The organism is Faecalicatena contorta, from assembly GCF_003149105.1.
GTDB classification, from domain to species: domain Bacteria; phylum Bacillota; class Clostridia; order Lachnospirales; family Lachnospiraceae; genus Muricomes; species Muricomes contortus_C.
This window is the reverse complement of the sequence record NZ_QGDS01000007.1, coordinates 153,691-176,540: the sequence shown is the minus strand read 5'-3', so window position 1 is coordinate 176,540 and position 22,850 is coordinate 153,691. Positions and strand designations below refer to the sequence as shown.

General features: G+C 41.0%; 18 protein-coding genes. 3 read left to right on the top strand and 15 right to left on the bottom strand.

What is annotated here, in order from left to right:
- The 6 genes from A8805_RS13245 to A8805_RS13220 form a co-directional block, all read right to left on the bottom strand.
- Positions 1–1,149: a THUMP domain-containing class I SAM-dependent RNA methyltransferase gene (locus tag A8805_RS13245; protein ID WP_109711903.1), complete on the bottom strand. Its 1,149-nt coding sequence runs from the start codon at positions 1,147–1,149 to the stop codon at positions 1–3.
- A gap of 173 nt (positions 1,150–1,322) precedes the next feature.
- Entirely contained in the window at positions 1,323–1,577 is a 255-nt protein-coding gene (locus A8805_RS13240; RefSeq protein WP_109711901.1) for a hypothetical protein, read from the bottom strand.
- A gap of 344 nt (positions 1,578–1,921) precedes the next feature.
- Positions 1,922–2,389, bottom strand: a complete 468-nt coding sequence (locus A8805_RS13235; protein WP_109711899.1) for a DUF1700 domain-containing protein — start codon at positions 2,387–2,389, stop codon at positions 1,922–1,924.
- Between the two features lie 166 nt (positions 2,390–2,555).
- Entirely contained in the window at positions 2,556–3,989 is a 1,434-nt protein-coding gene (gene pepD, locus A8805_RS13230) for a beta-Ala-His dipeptidase (protein WP_109711897.1), read from the bottom strand.
- Positions 3,990–4,043: 54 nt separating this feature from the next.
- Positions 4,044–5,633 (bottom strand): OPT/YSL family transporter, encoded by a 1,590-nt coding sequence (locus A8805_RS13225; protein WP_109711896.1) that lies wholly within the window; start codon positions 5,631–5,633, stop codon positions 4,044–4,046.
- A gap of 78 nt (positions 5,634–5,711) precedes the next feature.
- Entirely contained in the window at positions 5,712–6,776 is a 1,065-nt protein-coding gene (locus A8805_RS13220; protein ID WP_109711894.1) for a hypothetical protein, read from the bottom strand.
- A 279-nt stretch (positions 6,777–7,055) separates the two neighbouring features.
- Between A8805_RS13220 and A8805_RS13215 the strand changes: the two genes are divergently transcribed.
- Positions 7,056–7,985, top strand: coding sequence for a LysR family transcriptional regulator (locus A8805_RS13215; protein ID WP_109711892.1), 930 nt, complete (start codon positions 7,056–7,058; stop codon positions 7,983–7,985).
- Positions 7,986–8,090: 105 nt separating this feature from the next.
- Here A8805_RS13215 and A8805_RS13210 read toward each other — a convergent pair whose 3' ends face one another.
- Together A8805_RS13210 and A8805_RS13205 are read right to left on the bottom strand one after the other, a co-directional pair.
- Complete coding sequence (locus A8805_RS13210) at positions 8,091–9,959, bottom strand: PEP/pyruvate-binding domain-containing protein (protein WP_109711890.1); 1,869 nt, start codon at positions 9,957–9,959, stop codon at positions 8,091–8,093.
- Positions 9,960–10,060: 101 nt separating this feature from the next.
- Positions 10,061–11,005, bottom strand: a complete 945-nt coding sequence (locus tag A8805_RS13205; RefSeq protein WP_109711888.1) for a LysR family transcriptional regulator — start codon at positions 11,003–11,005, stop codon at positions 10,061–10,063.
- A gap of 119 nt (positions 11,006–11,124) precedes the next feature.
- Here A8805_RS13205 and A8805_RS13200 point away from each other — a divergent pair, with 119 nt between their 5' ends.
- Positions 11,125–12,414, top strand: coding sequence for an aminotransferase class I/II-fold pyridoxal phosphate-dependent enzyme (locus A8805_RS13200; RefSeq protein ID WP_109711886.1), 1,290 nt, complete (start codon positions 11,125–11,127; stop codon positions 12,412–12,414).
- 20 nt (positions 12,415–12,434) lie between these two features.
- Positions 12,435–13,697 (top strand): Glu/Leu/Phe/Val family dehydrogenase, encoded by a 1,263-nt coding sequence (locus tag A8805_RS13195; RefSeq protein ID WP_109711884.1) that lies wholly within the window; start codon positions 12,435–12,437, stop codon positions 13,695–13,697.
- A 259-nt stretch (positions 13,698–13,956) separates the two neighbouring features.
- Here A8805_RS13195 and A8805_RS13190 read toward each other — a convergent pair whose 3' ends face one another.
- The 7 genes from A8805_RS13190 to A8805_RS13160 all read right to left on the bottom strand — a co-directional run bounded on the left by A8805_RS13190 (position 13,957) and on the right by A8805_RS13160 (position 22,828).
- Positions 13,957–14,670: a hypothetical protein gene (locus A8805_RS13190; RefSeq protein ID WP_109711882.1), complete on the bottom strand. Its 714-nt coding sequence runs from the start codon at positions 14,668–14,670 to the stop codon at positions 13,957–13,959.
- 148 nt (positions 14,671–14,818) lie between these two features.
- Positions 14,819–15,739, bottom strand: a complete 921-nt coding sequence (locus A8805_RS13185) for a hypothetical protein (RefSeq protein WP_109711880.1) — start codon at positions 15,737–15,739, stop codon at positions 14,819–14,821.
- Positions 15,736–17,310: a response regulator transcription factor gene (locus A8805_RS13180; protein ID WP_109711878.1), complete on the bottom strand. Its 1,575-nt coding sequence runs from the start codon at positions 17,308–17,310 to the stop codon at positions 15,736–15,738. The genes A8805_RS13185 and A8805_RS13180 overlap by 4 nt, the downstream gene beginning before the upstream one ends.
- Positions 17,285–18,904 (bottom strand): sensor histidine kinase, encoded by a 1,620-nt coding sequence (locus A8805_RS13175; RefSeq protein WP_181392838.1) that lies wholly within the window; start codon positions 18,902–18,904, stop codon positions 17,285–17,287. The genes A8805_RS13180 and A8805_RS13175 overlap by 26 nt, the downstream gene beginning before the upstream one ends.
- A 74-nt stretch (positions 18,905–18,978) precedes the next feature.
- On the bottom strand, positions 18,979–20,139 hold the full coding sequence (locus tag A8805_RS13170) for a glycoside hydrolase family 5 protein (protein WP_109711874.1): 1,161 nt from the start codon (positions 20,137–20,139) through the stop codon (positions 18,979–18,981).
- 3 nt (positions 20,140–20,142) lie between these two features.
- Positions 20,143–22,086 (bottom strand): right-handed parallel beta-helix repeat-containing protein, encoded by a 1,944-nt coding sequence (locus A8805_RS13165; RefSeq protein WP_109711872.1) that lies wholly within the window; start codon positions 22,084–22,086, stop codon positions 20,143–20,145.
- Positions 22,087–22,117: 31 nt separating this feature from the next.
- Positions 22,118–22,828 carry a carbohydrate ABC transporter permease gene (locus A8805_RS13160; RefSeq protein ID WP_330405943.1) on the bottom strand — a complete coding sequence of 237 codons (711 nt, stop codon included), beginning with the start codon at positions 22,826–22,828 and terminating at the stop codon, positions 22,118–22,120.
- Positions 22,829–22,850: the final 22 nt, after the last annotated feature.

The window sequence follows — 22,850 nt, the reverse complement described above, 5'->3', positions numbered from 1 at the left end:
CTATTTCTTTGGTTTGGGAGGCCTTGGCCCCATGAACTGATAAAAATAAGTCTTAATCATTCCATTGTAAATCTTCCGGTTTTTATCCGCCTTCCTTCCAAAATACCTCTCCGCATCTTCATAACTGGTTATCATATATGCAGACCAGCTATCCAGGTTACGGAAACTTTCGCCAAATTCACTATATAACTGCGGCAGTGCCTGCTTTTCTTCCAGCCGTTCTCCATATGGAGGGTTCGTAATAATAAAGCCATATTTCTTAGGATGTCTAAGTTCTTTTACTGCACGCTGCTGAAAATGTATCATATGTTCCACACCGGCATCTCTTGCATTTTGTCTTGCCGCTTTCACAACTTCAGCATCTATGTCATATCCTTGTATATCTACTTCTATTTTATCGTCCATCAGGTCATTTGCTTCATTCACTGCCTCATACCATGAATTTCTGGAAATTAGATTCTCCCAGTCTTCCGCCAGAAAAGAACGGTTCATCCCTGGTGCTATATTTGCCGCCATCATAGCTGCCTCAATGGGAAATGTACCGCTTCCGCAGTATGGATCCACCAAAACCCGGTCAGCTCTCCATGGCGTCAGCATAATTAATGCCGCTGCAAGAGTCTCTGTAATCGGTGCCTTACTGGATAACTGCCGGTATCCTCGCTTATGTAAGGATGTTCCCGAAGTATCAATCCCCACTGTAACCATATCTTTCATAAAAAAGACTCTGACAGGGTATGAAGCGCCGTTTTCCTCAAACCACGTTATACGGTAATGGGATTTCATACGCTCAACCATAGCCTTTTTCATAATTGACTGTATATCAGACGGGCTAAATAGTTTGCTTTTTACGGATGCGGCTTTAGCCACCCAAAACTTTCCGTCTCTCGGAATATAAGCCTCCCACGGAATCCTTTTCGTATTTTCAAACAGCTCATCAAAGGTCTCCGCCTTAAAGCTTCCCACCTTCAGCAAAATCCGTTCTGCAGTACGCAGAAAAATATTCGCCCTGCAAATTGACTTCTCGTCCCCATAAAAAGTAACTCTTCCGTCTTCTACCTGTGCAATTTCGTACCCCAAATCCAGAATCTCCCGTTTCAAAACTGATTCCAGTCCGAAATGACAAGGTGCAATTAATTCTATCTTATCCATGAATTCCCCCATATATCTTTACAATGCCGCTCCTATATTCCTGCGGTGTTATGTATCCATATTACTATAAATTTAAGGCGTAGTAAAGTTCAACTTTACTACGCCCTAAATTGACATCAAACGTGTACCAAAGTGGGTTTTGCCCTGTGCCCTTTTGTATAAAGCGCCTTAAATTAGTAGTTGTTTTTCTCGTTGTAAGAATTCATATTTTGGCTGTTTCTGCTGTTGTTAGATGTTGTGTTGTTTGTAGAACTCTTATTTGCATTTCTGTTAGCATTTTTGTTAGTGTTTTTGTTCCTGCTCTGTTCATCGGAATAAGATGAATATGAGTTGCTGTTTGTGTTACTTGTGTTGTTTGTGTTACTTGTGTTTTTTGAAGAGTAGTTTGCATTTTTTGAAGAGTTATTTGTGTTATTATTGTTTGACATGAGTATTCCTCCTGAGAAAATTATTTGGTACACTCATATTGTTTCTTTCTATGCTATTTTTTATTCATCATTTTAAAAAATCAGCAACTTTCTTTTTTAATATTTTTTATAATTTTGCTTGCTTTTTCCAATTTGATATATTATACTTATTCTTGTAGAAAGGTTACTTTCTACAACCCCTTATTAATTATTTATACTCCCCTCAAAAGACCGATGGCTCCCCCATCGGTCTTTTACGTTATTTAAATTATATATCTTCTTGAACATTAGTAGTTCAAGAAGTACAAAATAAATATACTGACCTGCTTTATATGGTATCGATTCCTGTCAGGTTGTCTCCTTTATCAGCGGTTCCGGCCGCCCAATGCCCTGACAATTATCATGACAATCAAAAGGGGCACAAGAATCGGAGCCAGAAATCTGAGCACACCAGTTATTATGGCAAGTATAGCAATAACTATCATAAATATTGCCAGTGCCCAAAGCAGTTTTTTCCACCATGCATCAACCTTAAATAGATGTACACGCGGATCTCCTCCTCTCATATCTTCCTCGCTGCCATACCCTGAGTAAGTATTTCCACCTGTTTCATATATTACGGATTGATCTGTTCCATCCTGAGCGTCTATAACTGTCTTGGCAAGTATCCATGGGTCTCCCAGCATCTGAAGTACGTCTTCCTCACTCTTGCCTTTTTTTACTTCATCTGCAATATATTGGTTATAAAACTCTACATTCTCCTGGACAATGCTGCCAGACAAATCATTTTCTAATGCCCGACGCAACTCCTGGAGGAATTCGCTTTGTGTCATTTTATCTTTTTCCTCCTGTTAATAGGTGTACTTAAAGCCTGATCTTACTGCATAAGATAACAAACCCTGCACTTAGAATATCATAATCTGTAGTGTATTCCAAGCGCAGGGTTCTTAAAATTTTCTTATAATTGTCTAAAGCTATTCCTTTTAGCTATCCCATACCTTATTCAGCCAGCACCTCCAGAAGCCTGGTCAGGTACAGCCACATTTGAAAAATGGATTCTTTAGACGCTTTTTCTTTTGGTGAATGAACATCATAGAGGTCCGGCCCTATGGAAATAATATCCATCCCCGGCTTTTTGCTGTCCCAATACCCACATTCCAGCCCGGCGTGAATTGCCGCAGCCTTGCCTTTTTTTCCAAATATCTCTTCATATAATGCAATTGCCGTGTCCCGCAGCGGTGACTTCTTTCTATACTGCCATCCGGGGTAATCACTTTCGAAAATGCAGGATGCACCGTTCGTATCCGCAATAATCTGTATTTTGTCTCTCAACATATATTTCTGAGATTCCACAGAACTTCTCAGTGACATCAGAAGCGTTAATTTTCCGCCTTCCAAAGTCAGTGAACCTAAATTCATCGAAGTCTCAATCAGCCCCTCCATCGCAAATGAATATCCTGCCACACCATTTGGCAGCAGCATTAAGCTGTCACGGATTCCTTTCTGGTATTCTTCTGTATAGACATAGGCTTCTTTTGTCACTGTACCCTCTTCAAGTTCGAGAAAAACAGAATCTGTGTACTGCAGCTCCGTCTGGAACGCTTTTTCGGCCGTGTCTACTATCTTTCTTATCTCATCCAGGTCCTCCGGCTTTACGTAAAGACATACGCTTCCATTATTGGCAATGGCATTCGCTTTTCCAGGCACCTCTAATTCATTAATACGCACCGGCATATCCTTAAGAAAATATAGAAGCCGCCCAAGAAGTACAATGGAATTTCCAAGCCCCATACCGATATTGATACCAGAATGACCGCCTGAGAGCCCCTTAAATATCACTTTGAGAGGCACCCTTTCCTCCTCCAGCCTTTCTGACTCCGGTTCCCAGAGCATGCGGCACCTTAGGCCACCCGCACAGCTTGTACAGAAAATCCCTTCTTCCTCCGAATCCAAATTAATAAGGCGTGTACCCTTTAAGGAGGAAATGTCTATCTTATCTGCTCCGACCAGTCCAACCTCTTCCTGTACAGTAAGCACAACTTCAAGATCCGGGTGTAACATATCATTACTATCCAAAAGAGCAAGGCAGTATGCAACTGCAATACCGTTATCCGCTCCAAGAGAAGTGTCCTCCGCATAATAAAACTCTTCATCTTCCTTTACTTCAATTCCATGCTCATATACATGACTGCTTCCTTCCTCTCTCACATAAACCATATCAAGATGCCCCTGAAGGATAACAGGGTCCCCTGCATCAGGCACAGTAGCCGGCTTTTTAATAATCAGATTGTAATTGCCGTCCTGCATAATATCCAGCCCTCTTTCCTTAGCAAAGCTTAGGATATAATCACTGATTGCCTTTTCATCTCCCGATGCCCGGGGAATAGAACAGACCTTTTTAAAATATGAAACTACTTTCTCCACATCTGTCATATTTGCCTTATCTCCCTCCCAAATAGATACCGTTATTGTACCACACAGCTTTCCCTACATAAACATTTTTACCAGACTTGAGAAAAATCCGAATAATCCGTCCCCGGCGATCAGTCCGGCATCACGGCAGTTCATAAATTCATCTCCGATAATCTTGCGGAAAATCACTGCTACGATAACACCAATACCATAAACCGGATTATTAATCAAAAGTCCTGTTGCCAAAAGTACACCAAACATATACTTTCTTCCTATTATCTGAATAATTGCTCCCGGAACTGCCCATATCATTAATTCTTTTAGCAATGATATATCACTTCCCATTTCCGCGGTAGTTGCAAACACCGTACTTGTTGCAGGAATCAGCCCATCTTTCATCGTCATATTTGCAAAGAAAATCACCACGATGATTCCAATCAAAGCACCCACCATTTCGATATATATCTGCTGCTTTCTCCCATAAAGTTCATGCTCTACATTTTTACTCTTTCCACGGATAATCCAGCCCGTTTTCAAATCATACCCCATATCCGCAAAGCATGGTCCAACAGCACTGACATACCCTGTGAGCACTGCGACTGCGATTGGGGGAAATCCTATCAATACACCAATTGTCATGAAAATAGTGGTAACCGCAAAACCCGGAAACCATCCGGAATACATCGCTGCTTTTCCGATAATAATCATAGAAGCCACAGAGGCAAATGCAGTCCATACAATCCAAATTATCATTTTAACAGGAGACATTCCTGTAAAGATACCACAGGCTATTCCTACAAATACTCCGCCTGCTACATGTGTAAGCAATGCAATAACCAGTGTACTCTTTGTTTTTGCAGCGGATACCGTCACCACTTCTCCAACTGCTTTCTCTTCAGTCTTTTTCCGTTTTGAAGAATTTTGGCAGATGGAAATAATAGATTGAACTAGTGCAATTAACCCTGCTCCTACCATGAACCCTTGTGGTATTCTTGTAGTTCCAAGGTCAAACCCTGTCAATGGAGCACAGTATCCGCGGACCAGCAGCCCAATTCCGAGTGCCAGCATGGAAACAATATTTGCTATAAACACGATGCCTACCGCACCTACCGGCAGTTTAAAAAAGCTCCCCACGATTCCAACAACAATTCCCTGAATGACCCGTTTTGCTTTATCTCCGCCCTCATCTCCTGCCTCCAGCACTTCTGCCGTAGCTACACCCGGTGCCCATGCCTCTTTCGCAGGAAATAAAGGGGAGTCATACAAGCTTCCCACTGTATAAACGGAGATTACCGTTCCAAAAATACAGCCAAGGGCCATGGGCAAAATCGCTTGTGTCTCTCCCATTACATATAAAATAGCCACTGCCACAAACGCACAGTTTGCAGCTGCAAAACCCGCACCGGATACAATAGTCTGAATATAGTTCTGGCGCTCAAGATTCTTAAATTTTCCAAATAGCGTCAGCGGAATTCTTGAAACAAGCATTGCTAATACCGCACCTAATATGGATGTATTTGCTGAAACTCCAACCTTACCCATAATCTGCATGCAGATGATTCCTGATAAAACAGATAAAATAACACCAAAAATAATGGTCATAGGCTCTGAAAAACGTATTCTTTCAAATGTAGATGTTCCCTCTTTTGGGTGATTTTCTTTCATGGCGGCCCTCCTCCGGCTCTTTTTTGATATAAAAAGAACACCTGAACACCGTAATGATTCAGGCGCTCTCTTTTATTTTTAGTAGCCTGCAACTCCCATTTTCTTGCAAATTTCCACAAGCTCTGGATCCACATACTTTCCATTTTCTTCAATTGCCTCTCCATCGAGAATAATGGATGGGCTGGAAACAACACCGTCTGTATGGGATGCTGCCGTCCAATAGCTTCCGCGAATCATCTTACCCTGGCTTCCGATACCAAATTCCATACATCCAAAGATCCTTTCATCTTCTACAATGCGCCCTGTGGCTTTTGTTACACCAGGATTGAAACCTAATGAATAGTGTGCAAGGCGGAACATATTAGGATCATCAAAGGAGTGTAACCATGCACTGAATCTCTCCGCATCTTTGCCGCCCTCAATCTTAATCACTCTGCCATTCTCAAGAATCAGCTCTACATTGTCTGAGAGGATTCCCATATCTGCCGGCGGGAAGATTGCAGCGTCAAATACCAGCTTGCCATTGATGGTTTCTTCAATTGGGCACCAGCTGATCTGTCCGCACATCATAAACGGATATCCTTTGAATGTAGCAAGCTGTCCGGAATGGCGGACCGGTCTTCCCTCGTTTTTTGCTGTGAGATATGTACCATTCCCGTCCTGAATAATAATTTCGTTGGCTGCTTCCATCTTAGCTTTGAGAGCCTCACCCAGCTCTACAACCCGGGGAACATCTACTTTTCCAATACAATTAACAATCATTGTTACATCCATGCCGGTCAGGTTGATATAGCGGCAGCCAAAGTCAATTGCTTTTCTCCATGACTCACACAACATAATAGAAGAATAAGAAAGCTCAATCCATACATCCGCTACTGCCACTGCATTTCCAAGCGGAGTAACTGGCTCTGCATACGCTTTCTCATTAGTCGGGACATAGATCATCACTGGGTTGGCGCCCACAATATAAGCGGCGCTCATAATTGCATCCAAAACTCTCTTATCTGTAGATGTATCTCCTGTCACAACAACATTTTCTCCTGACTCTACCAACATCACTTCTTTTACAAGCTTGTATGCAGCTTTACTCAACTCGTAAAATAAATAGTCCGGCGCCATCTCAATTCCAATTGGGTATTCCATAACTTTTACTCCTCCTTTTTTCCTATACATCCTTTTTATCACCTTTATTTATCCTGATAATAGCATGGTTTTCTTTCAAAATGAAATTGTATTATTTTATAGCGTAATAAGCTCTGGTTATACCGGATACTTCCTGCCTTCCATGTAACTTTTCACTAAAATACTGAGCCTAAATGACTTGATTTTATCATTTAAGCATAATAAAATAAATCTAACCAATTTTTATACAAGATATGTTACATGGCTGAACTGTAATAAGCATTCAGAAAGGATTTTACCATGTTAGATTTAAAATTAGATACGTTCCTTGTGCTGTGCAAGACAAAGAATTACACCCAGACCGCAAATATTTTAAATATCACCCAGCCGGCAGTCACCCAGCACATCAAACATCTGGAAAGCTATTATCAGACAAAGCTGCTCTATTATGATGAAAAAAGGCAATTTCATCTGACTGAAAACGGTAAGCTGCTCCGTGCATATGCCCAAACAGTAAAGGCGGATTCCCTGCAGATTGCTGAACGCCTGAAAGCCCCGCCGGCAGAGCCTGAAGAAATAAAAATAGGTACCATAGTTACCACCGGGGAGTCGCTGGTCCCTCATATGGTCGCTGAATATCTTGGAAAATACCCTGACAAAAAGGTCTGTATGTATCTGGACGAAGCAGATGCACTCTTAATTCAGCTTCAGAACGGGCGTATTCATTTCTGTATCACTGATATTTACTGTCCTCCGGATGAGTACGAAAGTGAAGAACTCTTCGAATCAGAAACAATTTGCGTCTGTTCCCCCGAACATCCATTAGCCGAAAAAGCCGTAGACTTTAAGGAACTTAATAATTATCGTCTTATTTTCCGTGAAAACGACACTTATTCCAAACGCAACCTGATGAAAATTCTTCACCAGCACAATCAAGATGTCACCAATTTCCGTTCCTATGTAGAAATCGGCACTATCAATGCAGTTAAGAAACTGGTTATGGAAAACATTGGCATTTCATTTATCTACCGCTTTGTCATACAGGATGATTTGGACAACAAAAGGCTCAGTCAAATACATATCCAAAATTTTTCATCCCGCTGCCTGTTCAACCTCGCATGGATGAAAAACAGCTTTTTTACTCCCAACAGCCTGCAGTTCCTTGACATATGTAAAGAAGTGCTGTCTTCTCCTGGTTTTCCTGAAAAATCGTTGATGAAAAATTCGTAAATCCATAAAAAATTTAAAGGGATGCTGCAAAATGCAAACATCCCCTGTTTCCTTTATTTATTTCTCTGTTATCAGTTTATATCTGTTCTGATATTTCCCGCCGTCCTAACGTTTCCCAAGCCGGCATACCGCACGCCCTTCTTTGGCATCCAGATACAGACATGTTCCGCTGCTCTCCACATCAAACACTTTAATAATTTCAGACAGCTCCTCCTCCTTTGGCCATAGCTTCAGAAATACATCCGGAAATCTTTTCAGAAGCTCCGGCTGATAGAGCCTCGTTTTACTGTTTTCGTTAATCGCTCCGTAATAAACATCCGCCTCCACCAGATCCTGAAACATATGACTCCCGTAGGATAACTCAGGACGGTACCCCGCTTTGCTGTAGGCCACCTCACATATGGCAATAAACTGGCTGATATCTGCATATACTACAGGTACTCCCAATTCAGGAGAGGATGTTCCGATACGTCCCGGCACAAGCAGCATAAGTCTTTTATCTTCTTCCTCATAATGCTGGTTAATCTGGCTGATCATCCTGCCTACATCCGTTTTTTTTGCATAAGGATACTCGTAGTATGCCTGCGGGTCTACCCATACAATTTTGTCCAGGCTTTCTCTCTTAGATCTGCGCATGGATGTCCTGCGGACATCAAACAACAGCTCATCATCAATCCCCCCTGGGATAACCACATTTTCTGATACAGAAGCCTGAAGGGGACGGCACTGGAGCAGATTCACCTTCCACATACCTTCCCTGGGACACTTTACCGCAAATTCCACATCTACCGGACGCTCATATTCTGCTTCAAGCATTTTCAGCATCTTACGCATCATCCATATAAAATCATTTTTCTCAACCAGTCCCTGACAGTCTGCAAAATAGACCTTTCTAAACCGCCGCCGCTGGGATAACATATATTCTGCTTCCGTATCCCGGCTTAAAACAAGCTTCTTCTGCCACTCCGGCATCTTCTGAATCACACTCTCCAAAGGTTTCGTGGTTAGCTTATTTTCCGAGAAATCCAGGACATCGACCTGTCTCTGGGAAAACTTATGCTGCTCCGCAATGGTGCCCCTGAGGTTTGCCCGGGCACGATCCAGCCCCACAAGCCGGGGATAATCCCCCGGTGTACGTTCTACGGCCCTTGTTCCCAGCCCCACAACGATACGGAGCATACCCTCATCTGGATTCATATGCTCCATCCATTTATAAGGGTTGTAAGAACACCCCATTCCCGCTGCTACAGGAAAGTAAAAATCATCACAGTGCTCACCTTCTACCTTTTGTACCAAAAGCGCCATCTGTTCATCCGCATCTAAAAGCTTTCTCTTTCTTCTATACTCAATAGCAGAAGGATTCATAGTACTTGCATATACTTGGCGTATAGCTTCCTCTAATTCCTGAATCCGCTCCTCCTCACTGCCCTGATTCATACAGAAAATAGACTCATATTTTCCCGAAAATGCATTCCCATATCCGTCCTCCAGAAAACTGCTGGAGCGTACAATAATTGGAGTCGTACCGTAATGCTTCAGTATCCTTTTCAATTCCTGGCTGACCTTCTCTGAAAACACCCCATTCTTTAGCTGCTTTCTCAGCTCATCTGCCTCTTTAAAATGCTCCTTCTCTTTGCGGTGCTTTTCACGAAGCTCTGTACAGCCGTTCTGCTCCAGGTATTGACAGAATACATCGGAACCTATAAAAAATGAATGATGGGATTCTATAAAATCTCTGAATTCCGGAAGCCGTACCTTTATCAGCTTCCTGGCCACCAGAAGGCCGCACGCCTTCCCGCCAATCAGCCCGTCTCCAATGCGCCTTTCCCAAATCTCTCTGAAATCTTCCGTGGAAAAATGTTTCAATATGAGCCGTTCCATCCGAGCTTCCGTAGTCATCAGGCTATTACACACAATTTTCTTCTCATCTTCCGTGAGTTCTTCCTTATTCAGAAATTCTTCCCAACCATTCATGCTCTATATCCCCCTCTCCTTTGCTAATTTCAGTGTAAAATAATTTTGAAAAAATAGCCAATAAATCAAATTTATAATTATTATAACTATTTGTTTATAATTCACTTGACTGAAGGGATTGCCTTTTTTATAAACTCTGCCATACTCCTCGTAAGATACTTATTTTTACGGTAGTACAGATAAACATCCCTGACGGTTTCGGGATCATCTATCTTATAATAAACAATATTTGGATCCGGCGGCAGGCTCTTGACAACAGTATCGCTTACGAAAGATGCCCCCATCCCATATTCTGTCAGATGATATGTAGTCAAAAGCTGATTCAGCTTGAGAGAAATATTCAACTGTACGCCTGCCCTCCTGCAAATCGCTTCCACCCTTTCTCTTGTATCATTGTGGGCACGCAGCACTACAAACGAGTCATCCTGAAACTTTTTTAAAGGTACTCCCGGGAACTCCGGCTGAAGATGTACATCCCTGCGTACATCTTCAGCGGTCATCTGATATTTGGCTGCACGTTTATTACTGTCGAATGACACAGGTACTGCAAGCACCAGATGCTCCTGCATAAATATTTTTTTTTCATATACAGATTCGTCCAACAGATAGTTGTCAATCATAATATCCAGCTCACCTGCATACAGCTTCCGTTCCAGCAATGGCGTGTGTCCCTCAAACAAACTCACCTTTACATGAGGATAAGCCTCGCGGAATCTGGCTATAATAGGAGGAAATATAAAAGAAGAAAACAGGTATGTTCCTCCTACAGAAAGATGTCCCGTTTTCAATTCATGCAGGTTTCCTATGTAATATGCAAACTCATCCTCCAGGTCCATAATCTTTTCCGCCGTCTTAATATATTTTTTCCCGCAGTCAGTGGGTTGAATTGGAGTCGTACTCCTGTCAAACAGCGGCATCCCTACTTTACTCTCAATCTTCTTTATCATGGCGCTCAAAGCCGGCTGGGAAATATATAAATTCTCTGCTGCCTTAGAAAAACTTTTCTCTTTATAAACCTCATATACATAGTTCATTCCGCTGAACATGCCGTACCCCCATAATCATCTGGTTATAATTACTATATAAATATAAGTATTTGTTTTTCATTCTAGAACACTTCTATAATAAAAGCAAGAATAAAGATACTTTTACAAGGAGGATATTTATGAAGCCAATTGCAGATTATTCAGAAAATCAATTAACCGCTCTTTTGAGTCAGCTTAAAACTCAATATAAGGAGGCACAGGCACAAAAGCTAAAGCTGAACATGGCCAGGGGCAAACCGGCTGCCACCCAGTTGAATCTTTCTAACGGGCTTTTAGAAAAAATGGAAAACTACACACTTGCTGATGGAACAGATGCCCGAAACTACGGCATTCTTGAAGGCATTCCTGAATGTAGGGAACTCTTCGGAAGACTTCTGGATGTTCCTCCGGGACAAATTATTATTGGCGGCAATTCCAGTCTAAATATGATGTTTGATGTCATCAGCTTCTTATGCCTTTTCGGCACAGGAGGCAGCAAACCATGGCTATATCATAAATATTGCAATACACCCGTTAAATTTTTATGTCCTGTCCCCGGGTATGACCGGCATTTTACAATTTGTGAGGAACTGGGCATAGAAATGATTCCCATCCCTTTAGGAGAAGACGGGCCTGACATGGCGCTTGTGAAAAAGCTTGTACTGGAGGATAAATCCGTGAAAGGGATTTGGTGTGTACCGCTTCACTCCAACCCGCAGGGCGTCTGCTACAGCGAAGAAGTGGTGGAACAGTTAGCTTCAATGGAAACCGCCTCGAAAGATTTCCGGATTTTCTGGGACAATGCATATGGTATCCATCATATTTCTGAAGAGGTTCCTTTAAAAAACATTATAAAAGAATGTGAGAAACATGGAAATCCAAATAGGATATATTATTTTTTCTCTACCTCTAAAATCAGCTTTCCTGGAGCTGGAGTTGCATTAGTTGCTTCCAGTACGGAAAATACAACAGAATTGAAGAAACATATGTCCGCGCAGACTATCGGACATGACAAACTGAACCAGCTGCGCCATGTGCAATTTTTCAAAACACCTGAGAATATCTTGCACCATATGGAAAAACTGGCAGGAGATTTGAAGCCCAAATTTGATATGGTTGCAGATAAATTGGAAAAAGATCTGGCCGGCAGTGGGCTGGCATCCTGGAGCAATCCAAAAGGAGGCTATTTCGTATCACTTGATACACTTCCGGGCTGTGCAAGGCGTACCATAGAACTGGCTGAAAATGCCGGAGTTACACTGACAAAGGCCGGAGCTGCCTATCCCTATGGAAAAGACCCAAAGGACAGCAATATTCGTATTGCGCCTACCTATCCCGCAATAGATGAGCTAAAAAAAGCAATGGATATTTTCATTATCTGTGTAAAAATAGCAGGAATAGAAAAAATATTAGAAAATAAAACAAAATAAAATGTAAAGGAGTAATTATGATGGGACAGCAGTATAATCCTTATGACAACGTACTAAAGGTAGTAAAAGAGGCTGCAGATATTTTAGGTTACTCAGACAGCGACATTGAAGCAATCAAATTTCCTGAGAGGGAACTAAAAGTGGCAGTCCCGGTACGGATGGATGACGGGACAACACATGTATTCGAGGGTTACCGCATACAGCATTCCACTTCCAGGGGACCGGCTAAAGGGGGAATCCGTTTCCACCCAAATGTAAACCCCGACGAAGTACGAGCTCTGGCCGCGTGGATGACATTTAAGTGTGCCGTTGTAAACATCCCTTACGGCGGTGGTAAGGGCGGCGTTGTGTGTGATCCTAACCAATTATCAGAAAATGAACTCCGGGCTATCACAAGAAGATTTACCGCAGCAATCGCTCCGCTGATTGGGCCTGAACAGGACATTCCAGCTCCCGATGTAGGAACCAACGCGGCAGTAATGGGATGGATGATGGACACTTACAGCATGCTGAAAGGACACTGTGTACATGGTGTTGTTACAGGTAAACCGCTGGAGTTAGGCGGAGCCCTCGGGCGAAAGGAAGCGACAGGGCGCGGTGTCTTATTCACAACCCAAAATATACTCAGCAAACTTAATCTTGACCCTGTGGGAGCAACAGCAGCTATCCAGGGCATGGGAAATGTAGGAAGTATTACAGCCAAGCTGTTTGACCAGGAAGGAATGAAAGTAGTTGCTGTAAGTGATGTATCCGGCGGAATCTATAAACCAGAGGGACTTCATATCCCTGACATACTTGGCTTCTTATCAAACGACCGGAGAAATCTGCTGAAAAACTATACCGAAGAAGGCGCCGTACACATTTCCAACAAGGAATTGCTTGAACTGGATGTAAAGGTACTTGTTCCCGCCGCATTAGAAAACCAGATTAATACTTCAAATGCCGGTAACATCAGAGCCAGCATCATCGTAGAGGCCGCCAACGGACCAATTACCGCTGAAGCTGACGATATATTAAGGGACAAAGGTATTACAGTCGTTCCCGATATTCTGGCAAACGCAGGTGGTGTTGTAGTCTCTTACTTTGAATGGGTACAGAATATTCAATCTGTAAACTGGACAGAAGAAACAGTAAACGAAAAACTTAAAAATATTATGGATCCTGCCTTTGAAGCCGTTTGGGATATTGCTGTACGTCAGTGTGCAACACTGCGTACAGGTGCTTATCTAATTGCAGTAAAACGAGTGGTAGAAGCCAAAAAAGCAAGAGCAATCTGGCCATAATCCGACTTCCGTTCATAATTTGTTCATTTATCATTTAAAAAACTTTCATCTTTTACTCACGCTTTCTTCATTTCTATTGAATATACTAAGTATATCAAATGAAGAACAAAATCATTTGATACTTACAATAGACAACAGGTGTAATACTATTTGAATAAACTTTTTCATAATACATGCCGGGAATCCAAAAGGGTTACCCGGCATCCTCCCTTTTTAAGGATGATTTCCGATAAATCCTTCATCATCTTCTAACTCCCAATCACATTCTGACTATAAATACAATCGCTTCTCTGCCCCCTCCTGCTGCCCATCTTGTATCCACAGCGGTTTTTCCGAAACAGATTGCCAGAAACAATAGTACAATAGCCAGCATAATAAGTATTGTTTTCCTTTTCTGCTTTTCACATTTTTTACGATATATTTTAGGTAATTCTTTTTGGATTTGCTTCAGATTGTCATATTTTTTCTTCGGGTTTTCACCCAAACATTTTTCTATAACTCCAGACAAAAGGTATTCCTCTATTTTAGAAAGTGAGATGTTATCTTCGGTACGTGCCAATATAAATTGTATTGTTTTGCCCAAACCATAGAAGTCCAGGGATATTCTTGTACTCTCTCTGATATGGATAACGGGTTTGACGAAGTGCTCCCGCATAGCCGGCTTCTGCATATTTCTTAGAACAAATCCATTACTTTGGGCGTTCAGGTCGAGAAGCAATATTTCCTCCTCTTCTGTAACAAGAATACTGTAAGGATTGAGATACCGGTAACACTGCTCCCTCTTGCACCTATGGTATTTTTCCAGTTCTCCGGTCAGCAGAGCAAACCACTTGAATATAATTTCTTTCGTAATGCCTCTGCTGTCATTCAGCCTGTGCACCAGAAGCCTGCCAAAAACGCAGTCCATTACAACACGGCACTTTCCGTCATGCTCTATAAACCTGAGAACCTCATATTTTTTCTCTGTAATCAATATACTCCTTTCTGCAGTTTTTACTTATTCATTGGAATACTTATCAGAATTGATGATGAATGAGACTTATCAGAATACTTGTATCTTACTTGATTTATATAAAAAATGCAAGCACTTTCTATGCCTGCATTTAGACGCTGTTATGTAACTATTTCTTACCATACAGTTTTATTTTTTCTTTCAATAATTCTACTTCCTTCTTATCCACCAGGAAGTTTTCTTTTCCATTTACCGATACAGACGCATACACGTCATCATAGGAGTGGTACTCGAGGAGTATGTCCGGCATCTCTTTTTTGTTTCTTACAAATTGAATTTTCAGCAGTGTTTCACCTTCATTTTGCTTTTTTGTTTTTATTTCCTCTTTGATTAAAATACCTTGCAGCTCCTGATACTGCGCAGAGTCCTTTTCTTTCTCAGGATTCCATTTATATGTCTCCTCGCCGGCATCCATAATTACTTGCGCCACCGTATCCATGGGGACAACTGCACTGATTTTTAGTATGAGATGAAATGTATTTATTTTTAGAATTTCCTCTATATCATCCTCAGGAACTTGATAGATTGTCCCAAGATCTTCCTCAAAAGCAGCATAATAGAATCCATCCTGTGTCCCGTCACTAATTAAAAGTGTGGCTATACTGTCTGCATTTTCCTTATACGAATTGCTTTCTTCTTTGTTCCCCCGGCAATACTCTAATGTAATCTTTGATTTTGCCTTCTTAAGTTCTTCCGCCGTACCATCAGGGTATTCATTTGCCGCTCCCTTATCTAATTTTTCCAGCTTACGATAAAATTCCAGCATTGTTTCTGTATCGACAACGGCTTCCTCTCCATAAGGTTCATGTATCTTCCAATACTCATAAGAACTCTCATATTCTTTTGGTTCATATGCAATATCTAATACTGTCTTCCCATCCTTCACCACAGATACTCTGCGGATTCCTTCAGCAATAAAACCCGGATTAGAATGCTTTTCCAGCTCTTCTTTTTTCTCCCCGCAGCCACTTAAAGACAACACAATTATCAAAAATACTATTATTTTACCAACAAAACTCTTTGATTTCATAACGCCTCCATTTTGCGGACACTCTCCCTGTACTGCTGGGGAGACATTCCTGTCTGTTTCTTAAATGCAAGGGAGAAGTAATTACTATCCCGGTATCCCACATCCCCGGCTATCTTCCCTATCTTCATATTAGTAGCTGCTAAAATATACTTTGCTTTTTCAATCCGTTTGCGTACAATATACTCATTGCAGCCTTCATTGGTAACCCGTTTAAATAATCTTGAAAAATAATTGGGGCTTAAATAAAAATATTGGGCAATTCCTGCTACCGTAATATCATCTGTCAAATGTTCATTAATATATCTCTTTACCTGAAGAACCAATTCATGACCATCATCCCCCTCCCCTTCAAGGAGATTTTCCAAAAATGCTTTTGTAATTTTATAATTCTCATTCCTGTCTGCATTAAGCAGCGCAGCCAAAAGGGAATTTAACTTGCTGTCCGCATTTTCTCCTGATTCCACCACATAATTAAAATAAACAGATGATGCGATTTCAAAGCAGCAGCGGCTTACATATTGATCTGTAATGTTATAAGAATTGGTCGCCGCACAGAAAGAATCAAAAATCCTGAGCAGCCTCTCTGTGTTTCCAATATTGGAGTTCAGACTATTTTTAAGCTCAGCATAAACTTCGCGGAACATATCCAACTGCCCTTTTTTCCCTTTGTGCTCAATCAATGTCTTGTACTCGTTTTTTTCTTCATTCCACAGATACATAGCATCATTAAAGGAAAGCGCTGCCTTTTCAAAACCCTCCACTACATTTCCCATAACTATTCTAATGCGGACATTACATTCCTCCTGAATCAGTTTCGTAAAGGTGTCTATGCAATTTTCCAGTTGATCACTTTTTTCGCCTTCAAATAATGCAAGTACAATCCTGCCTTCGTCATCTTCAAAAGTGATTCCTTGTTTTTCAGCATCCAGGTACCCGATTAAAATATTTTTGATTGTAAGCCGTAATAAGAAGTCACTTTCCCCCTCACTGACACCATTTGGGCAAACAGAAGATATCAGTATGGCAATCCGCATCCTTGCGTGTCTAGCATAATGATATTTATTACATATCTTATCTATAATTTCTGTTGTTCCCTTATTTAGGACAAGGGTTCTCATCCATGATTCAAGACACATTTGCTCAGAAATCCCGGAAATCCTGCTTACATGAAACTGCTCTTCCTTTATTTTTCTCCTGCTTTTCACTACCTGAACCTGTTTTCTGATGGAGTCTATTAAAACCTCCTCATCCACCGGTTTTAATAAAAAGTCCTGCACCTGCATCCGTATACATTCTCTTGCATAATCAAATTCGTCATATCCCGTCAGTACAATAATACGAATATCTTCTTTTATCTTTCTTATCTCGCTAATAAGTTCTATTCCTGTCATTCCCGTCATTTTGATATCCGTAATCATAACATCAATACTTTCCTGACTTAATAATGCAAGTGCTTCTTTCCCTGATTCCGCTGAAAACACTTTCTCAACCCCCAGTATATTCCAGGGGATTGCAGTACAGATTCCCATTCGAATCATTCGTTCATCATCTACTATCAATGCCTGCATCATGTGAACCCTCCCCGTCACTTTGCTGTATCTTAGGAATTAGTACTCTTACAGTAATGCCGCCCTTCTGATTTTTCATATACGTCAAACCATAATTCTCTCCGCAAAACAACTGAATTCTGCGATTTACATTTCTCACGCCATAACCGAACTGTTCATCAAATATCTTTACCAGCCGGTTCATTTCCTCAACCTTGTCCTGAGACATTCCTGCCCCGTCATCCTCCACGAAAATTGCAATATCAGAAGAAATCTCTGAGACTCTAATTACAATATGTCCTTCTTCTCCCCCCGCAGACTTTATACCATGGTAGATAGCATTTTCAACTAAGGGCTGCAGTGTCAGCTTTGGAATGGCTGTATTCCCCAGCTCCTCTTCTGCTATGATTTCATAATTTAAAACTTCACCATATCTCATTCTTTGTATATATAGATAGCTTTTCACATAGTCCAGCTCCTGATGAAGTGTAATAATATCCTTTCCTTTACTTAAACATATACGATAATATGTAGCAAGAGCCTTTACCATATTGGAAATCTCCGAGTCCCCGCTCACAACAGCCTGCCAATGGATACAATCCAACGTATTATACAAAAAATGTGGCTGTATCTGAGAGTGAAGCGCATCCAGCCGGATTTGATTCATTTGTTCTTGCTGCTCTACAATTTGTTTCGCATTTTTTGTAAAAAATATAAGCAGCCCACAGAGAAGAAGAAGCAATATTACAACTGTCCCCAGGCTGTCCTTTGCCAAATCCCACCAGCCGATATGTGTCACATAATAGAAATCCCAGCCCGTAAGCTTCTCATAAATAGCCAGGCCAGTGTCACTAATTAATTCCCCCTCCTTAGCATCCCGGAACTTCATTTCTTCAAATTCCATTCCCATTTCTTTTTCACCGGCAGGCACAATAATATTTCCTTCTTCATGGACAAAATAAGTATTTACCGTAAAATTTTCACCAGGATTTTCTCTGTTCATTAACTGGTTTAAATTAGAGTCCTTCACGTTAATACACAATGTCCCCAGCCTTTGCCCAATCACAGAATTGGAATAGAGAGGATAATAAACACTAAGGCTATACTCTCCTCCCCGTCCATAGGTATTGGAATAAACCATCCTGACTACATTATTCCTCATACTGATGCTATTGTTATAATCTTCCTTTATCTTTCCCTTATAATCAGGAAGCCAGTTGGGAATCGCATTTCCTTTTATAAGAAAATCCCTCTCGTCTTCTCTTACAACTGAGATAAAATTCAAGTTCTTATTCATATTACATATATTGTCCAAAACACTATAAGCGTTCTTTATAGTCTGCTGCTCTTTGTCATTTTCTTTTAAATATCTTTGAATATGCTCATTCAGGTTGATAGACCAGATCAAATCATAATACTGGGTAAAACTGTCTTCCGTATTAGCTGCCATAGTATCTACTTCTTTCATCGCCATCTGAGCAGACTTATTAATAAGCGAAATCATAGTAGAGACTGCCGAAACCGTTACAATAAGAACCGTAGAAATAATTAGTGCTTTTGTTATAAAATAAGTCATCTTTTTATCAAACGTCATTTGCCGGTGTGCCTTTTTTCTCATTCTTCTCTCCATGTCAAAAGGTATTAAGGTGAACCCAAGTACACCCTGGCACACTTGAATTCACCTTAATTTCATTATAACATAATCCATTGATTTGCAACACATCTGCCATAATCCCAGGCATCCCAGCCAATCCAGCTTGTATCATTTGCAGTATCTAAAAGTAATTTATAATTCCAATAAAAATAACCACTGCCCTTTTCCCAGGCTGCTAACTGTGCTTTGGCAATTCCGCCGTACAGCTTCCTCTTTTCCTCGTCTGACAAATGCTCTCCCTGAATTACTTCACTTCCTAACGGATTCTGTCCGCCCTTTGTATCCTCTGGGCATCCGGCAGAATTGAAAAGACTCCATTCACCGCAGATTACAGGAAAATGCTCACTCATCTCTTCAATCTCTTTTGAGAAATTTTCCTTTATGTATTGTTCATATCCTGCTGCCGTCTGCTCACATCCTTCGATTTCTGCCAACATCAAATATAAATGGATATCCAGCACTACATTTACAAATTCCTCTTCACACATATAGTTCATCCACTCTTTTGCTTCAAAAGCATCATGAATAACAATTACTTTATCTTCCGGAAGATACTTTCTCATTCTTCTATATGTCTGTATATAAAAATCTTTCAAAAAGGATATGGTCATAGGACCGCTTTCTTTTGCCATATCTTCATCTACTGCTTTATAGCGGTTAGGCACATCCATAACCTTCCACATTTTTTCTGTAATTGGTTCATTCAAAATCTGAATTCCCCAGAGACCTTTACGGCTTCCATACCGCTTTGCCAATCTTTCCAGTACTGTAATTGCAAATTCTATATTCTCCGGCTCCTTTGCCCATGTACACACGCCGGATATTCCGCCATTGTCAAAACCATTCTGGCTCCCGGGAACCGTATGTAAATCAATAAGAATTAATAACCCATACTTTTCCGCCCAGGCAAATGCTTTATCCAACTCCTCCACGCATCCTATAAAAGGAGGGCAGTCCCCAAAGATAAAATAAGGTACGGGGATTCTCACTGCATTTAAACCCAAGGATTTAATATAGACAAAATCGCGTTCACTGATATACTGGCTGCGATGCATCTTAATCCGCGCTTCATATACTTCTCTTGTGAGCTGCGTGGGCAGATAATATTCATCTGCCGCCGTGGTTCCTTCAAATAAAGATGGATTCATCCATTTTTCCAACACCAGCCAATTGCCTAAATTCACGCCTTTTATATACATGGCTTACCTCCATATCTCAATCCTGTTAAGTCCTTCTCTCAAATCCGCAAAAGGTCCAATCAGTGTATCCCCATTCCTTTTATTTCCGTTATAATCCGTGTTAAATACAATCTCACTTCCATCCGGGTTATCGAAAACGCCCTCTACAATCCGTGTCACGGAAAGGTTATTTGTTGAAAGAATGCCATATTTTTTATTCAGCAATTCTTTTGTTACAAGCATTTCCAGATAAACTTTTTCATTTTCCTCTATAATCTTTATCTCCGGATTAAATTCACTGATTATATTATCCAGCTCGCCCTCATAAGCTTTTGCTCCCTTAAAGTAAGCATTGTTGTTAATGTATACCGGATCCTTTACTTTCATAAACTGCTCATGATCTCCATTGCCTAAGGCTGCAACCCGTTCTGTATATTCCTCTAAGCAGTTTGGACTTCCATTATAATCTGAAGTACCGCACAGGGATTGTTCTGTATAAGTTTTTACCCCTCCAACAAAGATATTTTGATACCATCTGTCATCTCCCCCAAATACGAAAGTTGTTCCCATAACCTGGGTAGAATGTGGGAAGTGATAAGGTGTTGCCCTGTCCAATACCGGCTCACGGCGCATTGTTCCACAATAAAGATTATTTACAAAAGCTCCTCCCTGGGCAATATTATCAAAGTTGTATTCAGAGGCAAAGATGTTGTTATCTACCAGATGAGGACCGTGAGTGACTTCAATCATCAAATCCCTGTCATTTGCATAAAACAAGTTCTTGCTGATTCTTGTTCCCTGTACCTGCCAGTCCAGCCATATTCCTAATGTAGTATTATGAATCCTGTTGTGGTGAATCTGCACGTCTATACATGCATGTAGCTTAATACCTGCTATCTCATATCCAAAATATTCATGCTTTACCGCAATATTATAAATATGATTATTATAGATTTCACTAAATACACACCCCAGATGGCCTACAATTCCATTCTGTCCGCAATCGTAAATTGTATTATTCCGAATAATGTGTGAGCCTATCTTCTCCTTACTCCATCCAATCTGCAAAGCTCTGAAAACAGCCTCCATCTGGTACTGGTACCCAGGCTTTCTATGGGTGTATGTACATAAATTATGCCCTGTGGACTCCTCTTTTCCTATACTGATTCCACTGCACTTGGAATCATGGATGATATTGTCTTCTATAATCCACCCCTTACTCCAATTCACCCCCAAAAGCCCCGGCTGGTCCGCAGTAGGAGGTGTCCATGGGGTGGCTGCCTGTGCCATTTCAAATCCCCGGACAGTAATATAATTCCTCCCCGTCTTCTCCGGGTAGAAACAGCATTTTCTTACATTTATTTCTACTGTTTCTTTATTAGGGTCTGCACCCTGAAAGTTTGCATAGATAACAGTAGTCTCTTCCCCTGCTTCGCTATACCATTGAAAAACTGAATCCTCCGGATGAAGTAATGATTCTTTATGCTTCGTCCATGGTGGATTTTCCCCTTCCATGCGCATAACAGGATTCTTTACCTCGTCAAGAGAGCTTGCCTCATAGAAAGACTTGCCATTTAAATACACATCTCCACAATGGAGCGTCCTGTCTGAAGGATATATGAGCCAGTCACCAGAAAGCACTTCCTTATACGGGTTGTAATCACCAAAGACGCTGTTCAAAATTACAGCCTTCCATACATTTCCTTCCACTAACTCCCAATTATCCACCTTTTCTGAACCTTTAATAACGACCTTTTCTCCTTCGGCCGCCTGGTAAATAATTCTATTAATATGACTGTCACCGCCACGCGCAGGCTTAACCCACTCACGGTATTCACCCTCATGGACAATCACCGTATCCCCAGGCTTTGCAATCTCCGCTGCCCTGGATATTGTCTGGAACGGCTGCTCCTTTGTTCCTGCAAATGAATCAGCCCCCTTTTTAGATACATGAATTTCTCTTCCCATAACGTTCTCCTTATCTAGTCTATTTTATTAGTTAACCTTTTACTGCTCCTGCCGTCATACCCTTCACCAGTTTATCCTGGGCGAAGATGAATAATAGAATCATGGGGATTACCGTCAACGTAAGAACCGACATAATCATAGGCATATTCATAGAGTACTGCCCCTGGAATTCCCACACAGCCAATGGCAATGTTCTGTTGGCTGATGATTGTGTCAGGGTATATGCAAAACTAAATTCATTCCACATATTTACCCCATTATAAATCGCCAGTGTGGCAAGCCCCGGCTTTGACAGAGGAAGTATTACCCGAAAAAATGTAGCATAACGGCTGCATCCATCTATTTGTGCAGCTTCCTCTATTTCTTTTGGTATTTCCCTCATAAAACTTGTAAGAATAAAAACAGAAATCGGGATTGCCGTGGCAATATAAGGTCCAATTAATGCCCAAATGGAATCATATATTCCCATATTTTTTGACATCTTAAAAACCGGAATCAATGTAATATGTATAGGGATAGACATGCATGCTACAATTAGTGCATATATAGGTGAAGCCAATTTAAACTTGAATCTTGACAGCGGATAAGAGGCACAGGCTGCAATAAATAATAATATTAAAAGAGATACAGCTAATACAACAACACTATTGAAAAAGAACCTGAAAAAATTCCCCTGAAACACTGCCTTATAATTTTCCAGATAAAGGCTGTCCGGCAATGCGAATACTCCCTTTGTCATCATTTCAAATTTCTCTTTAAAGGAG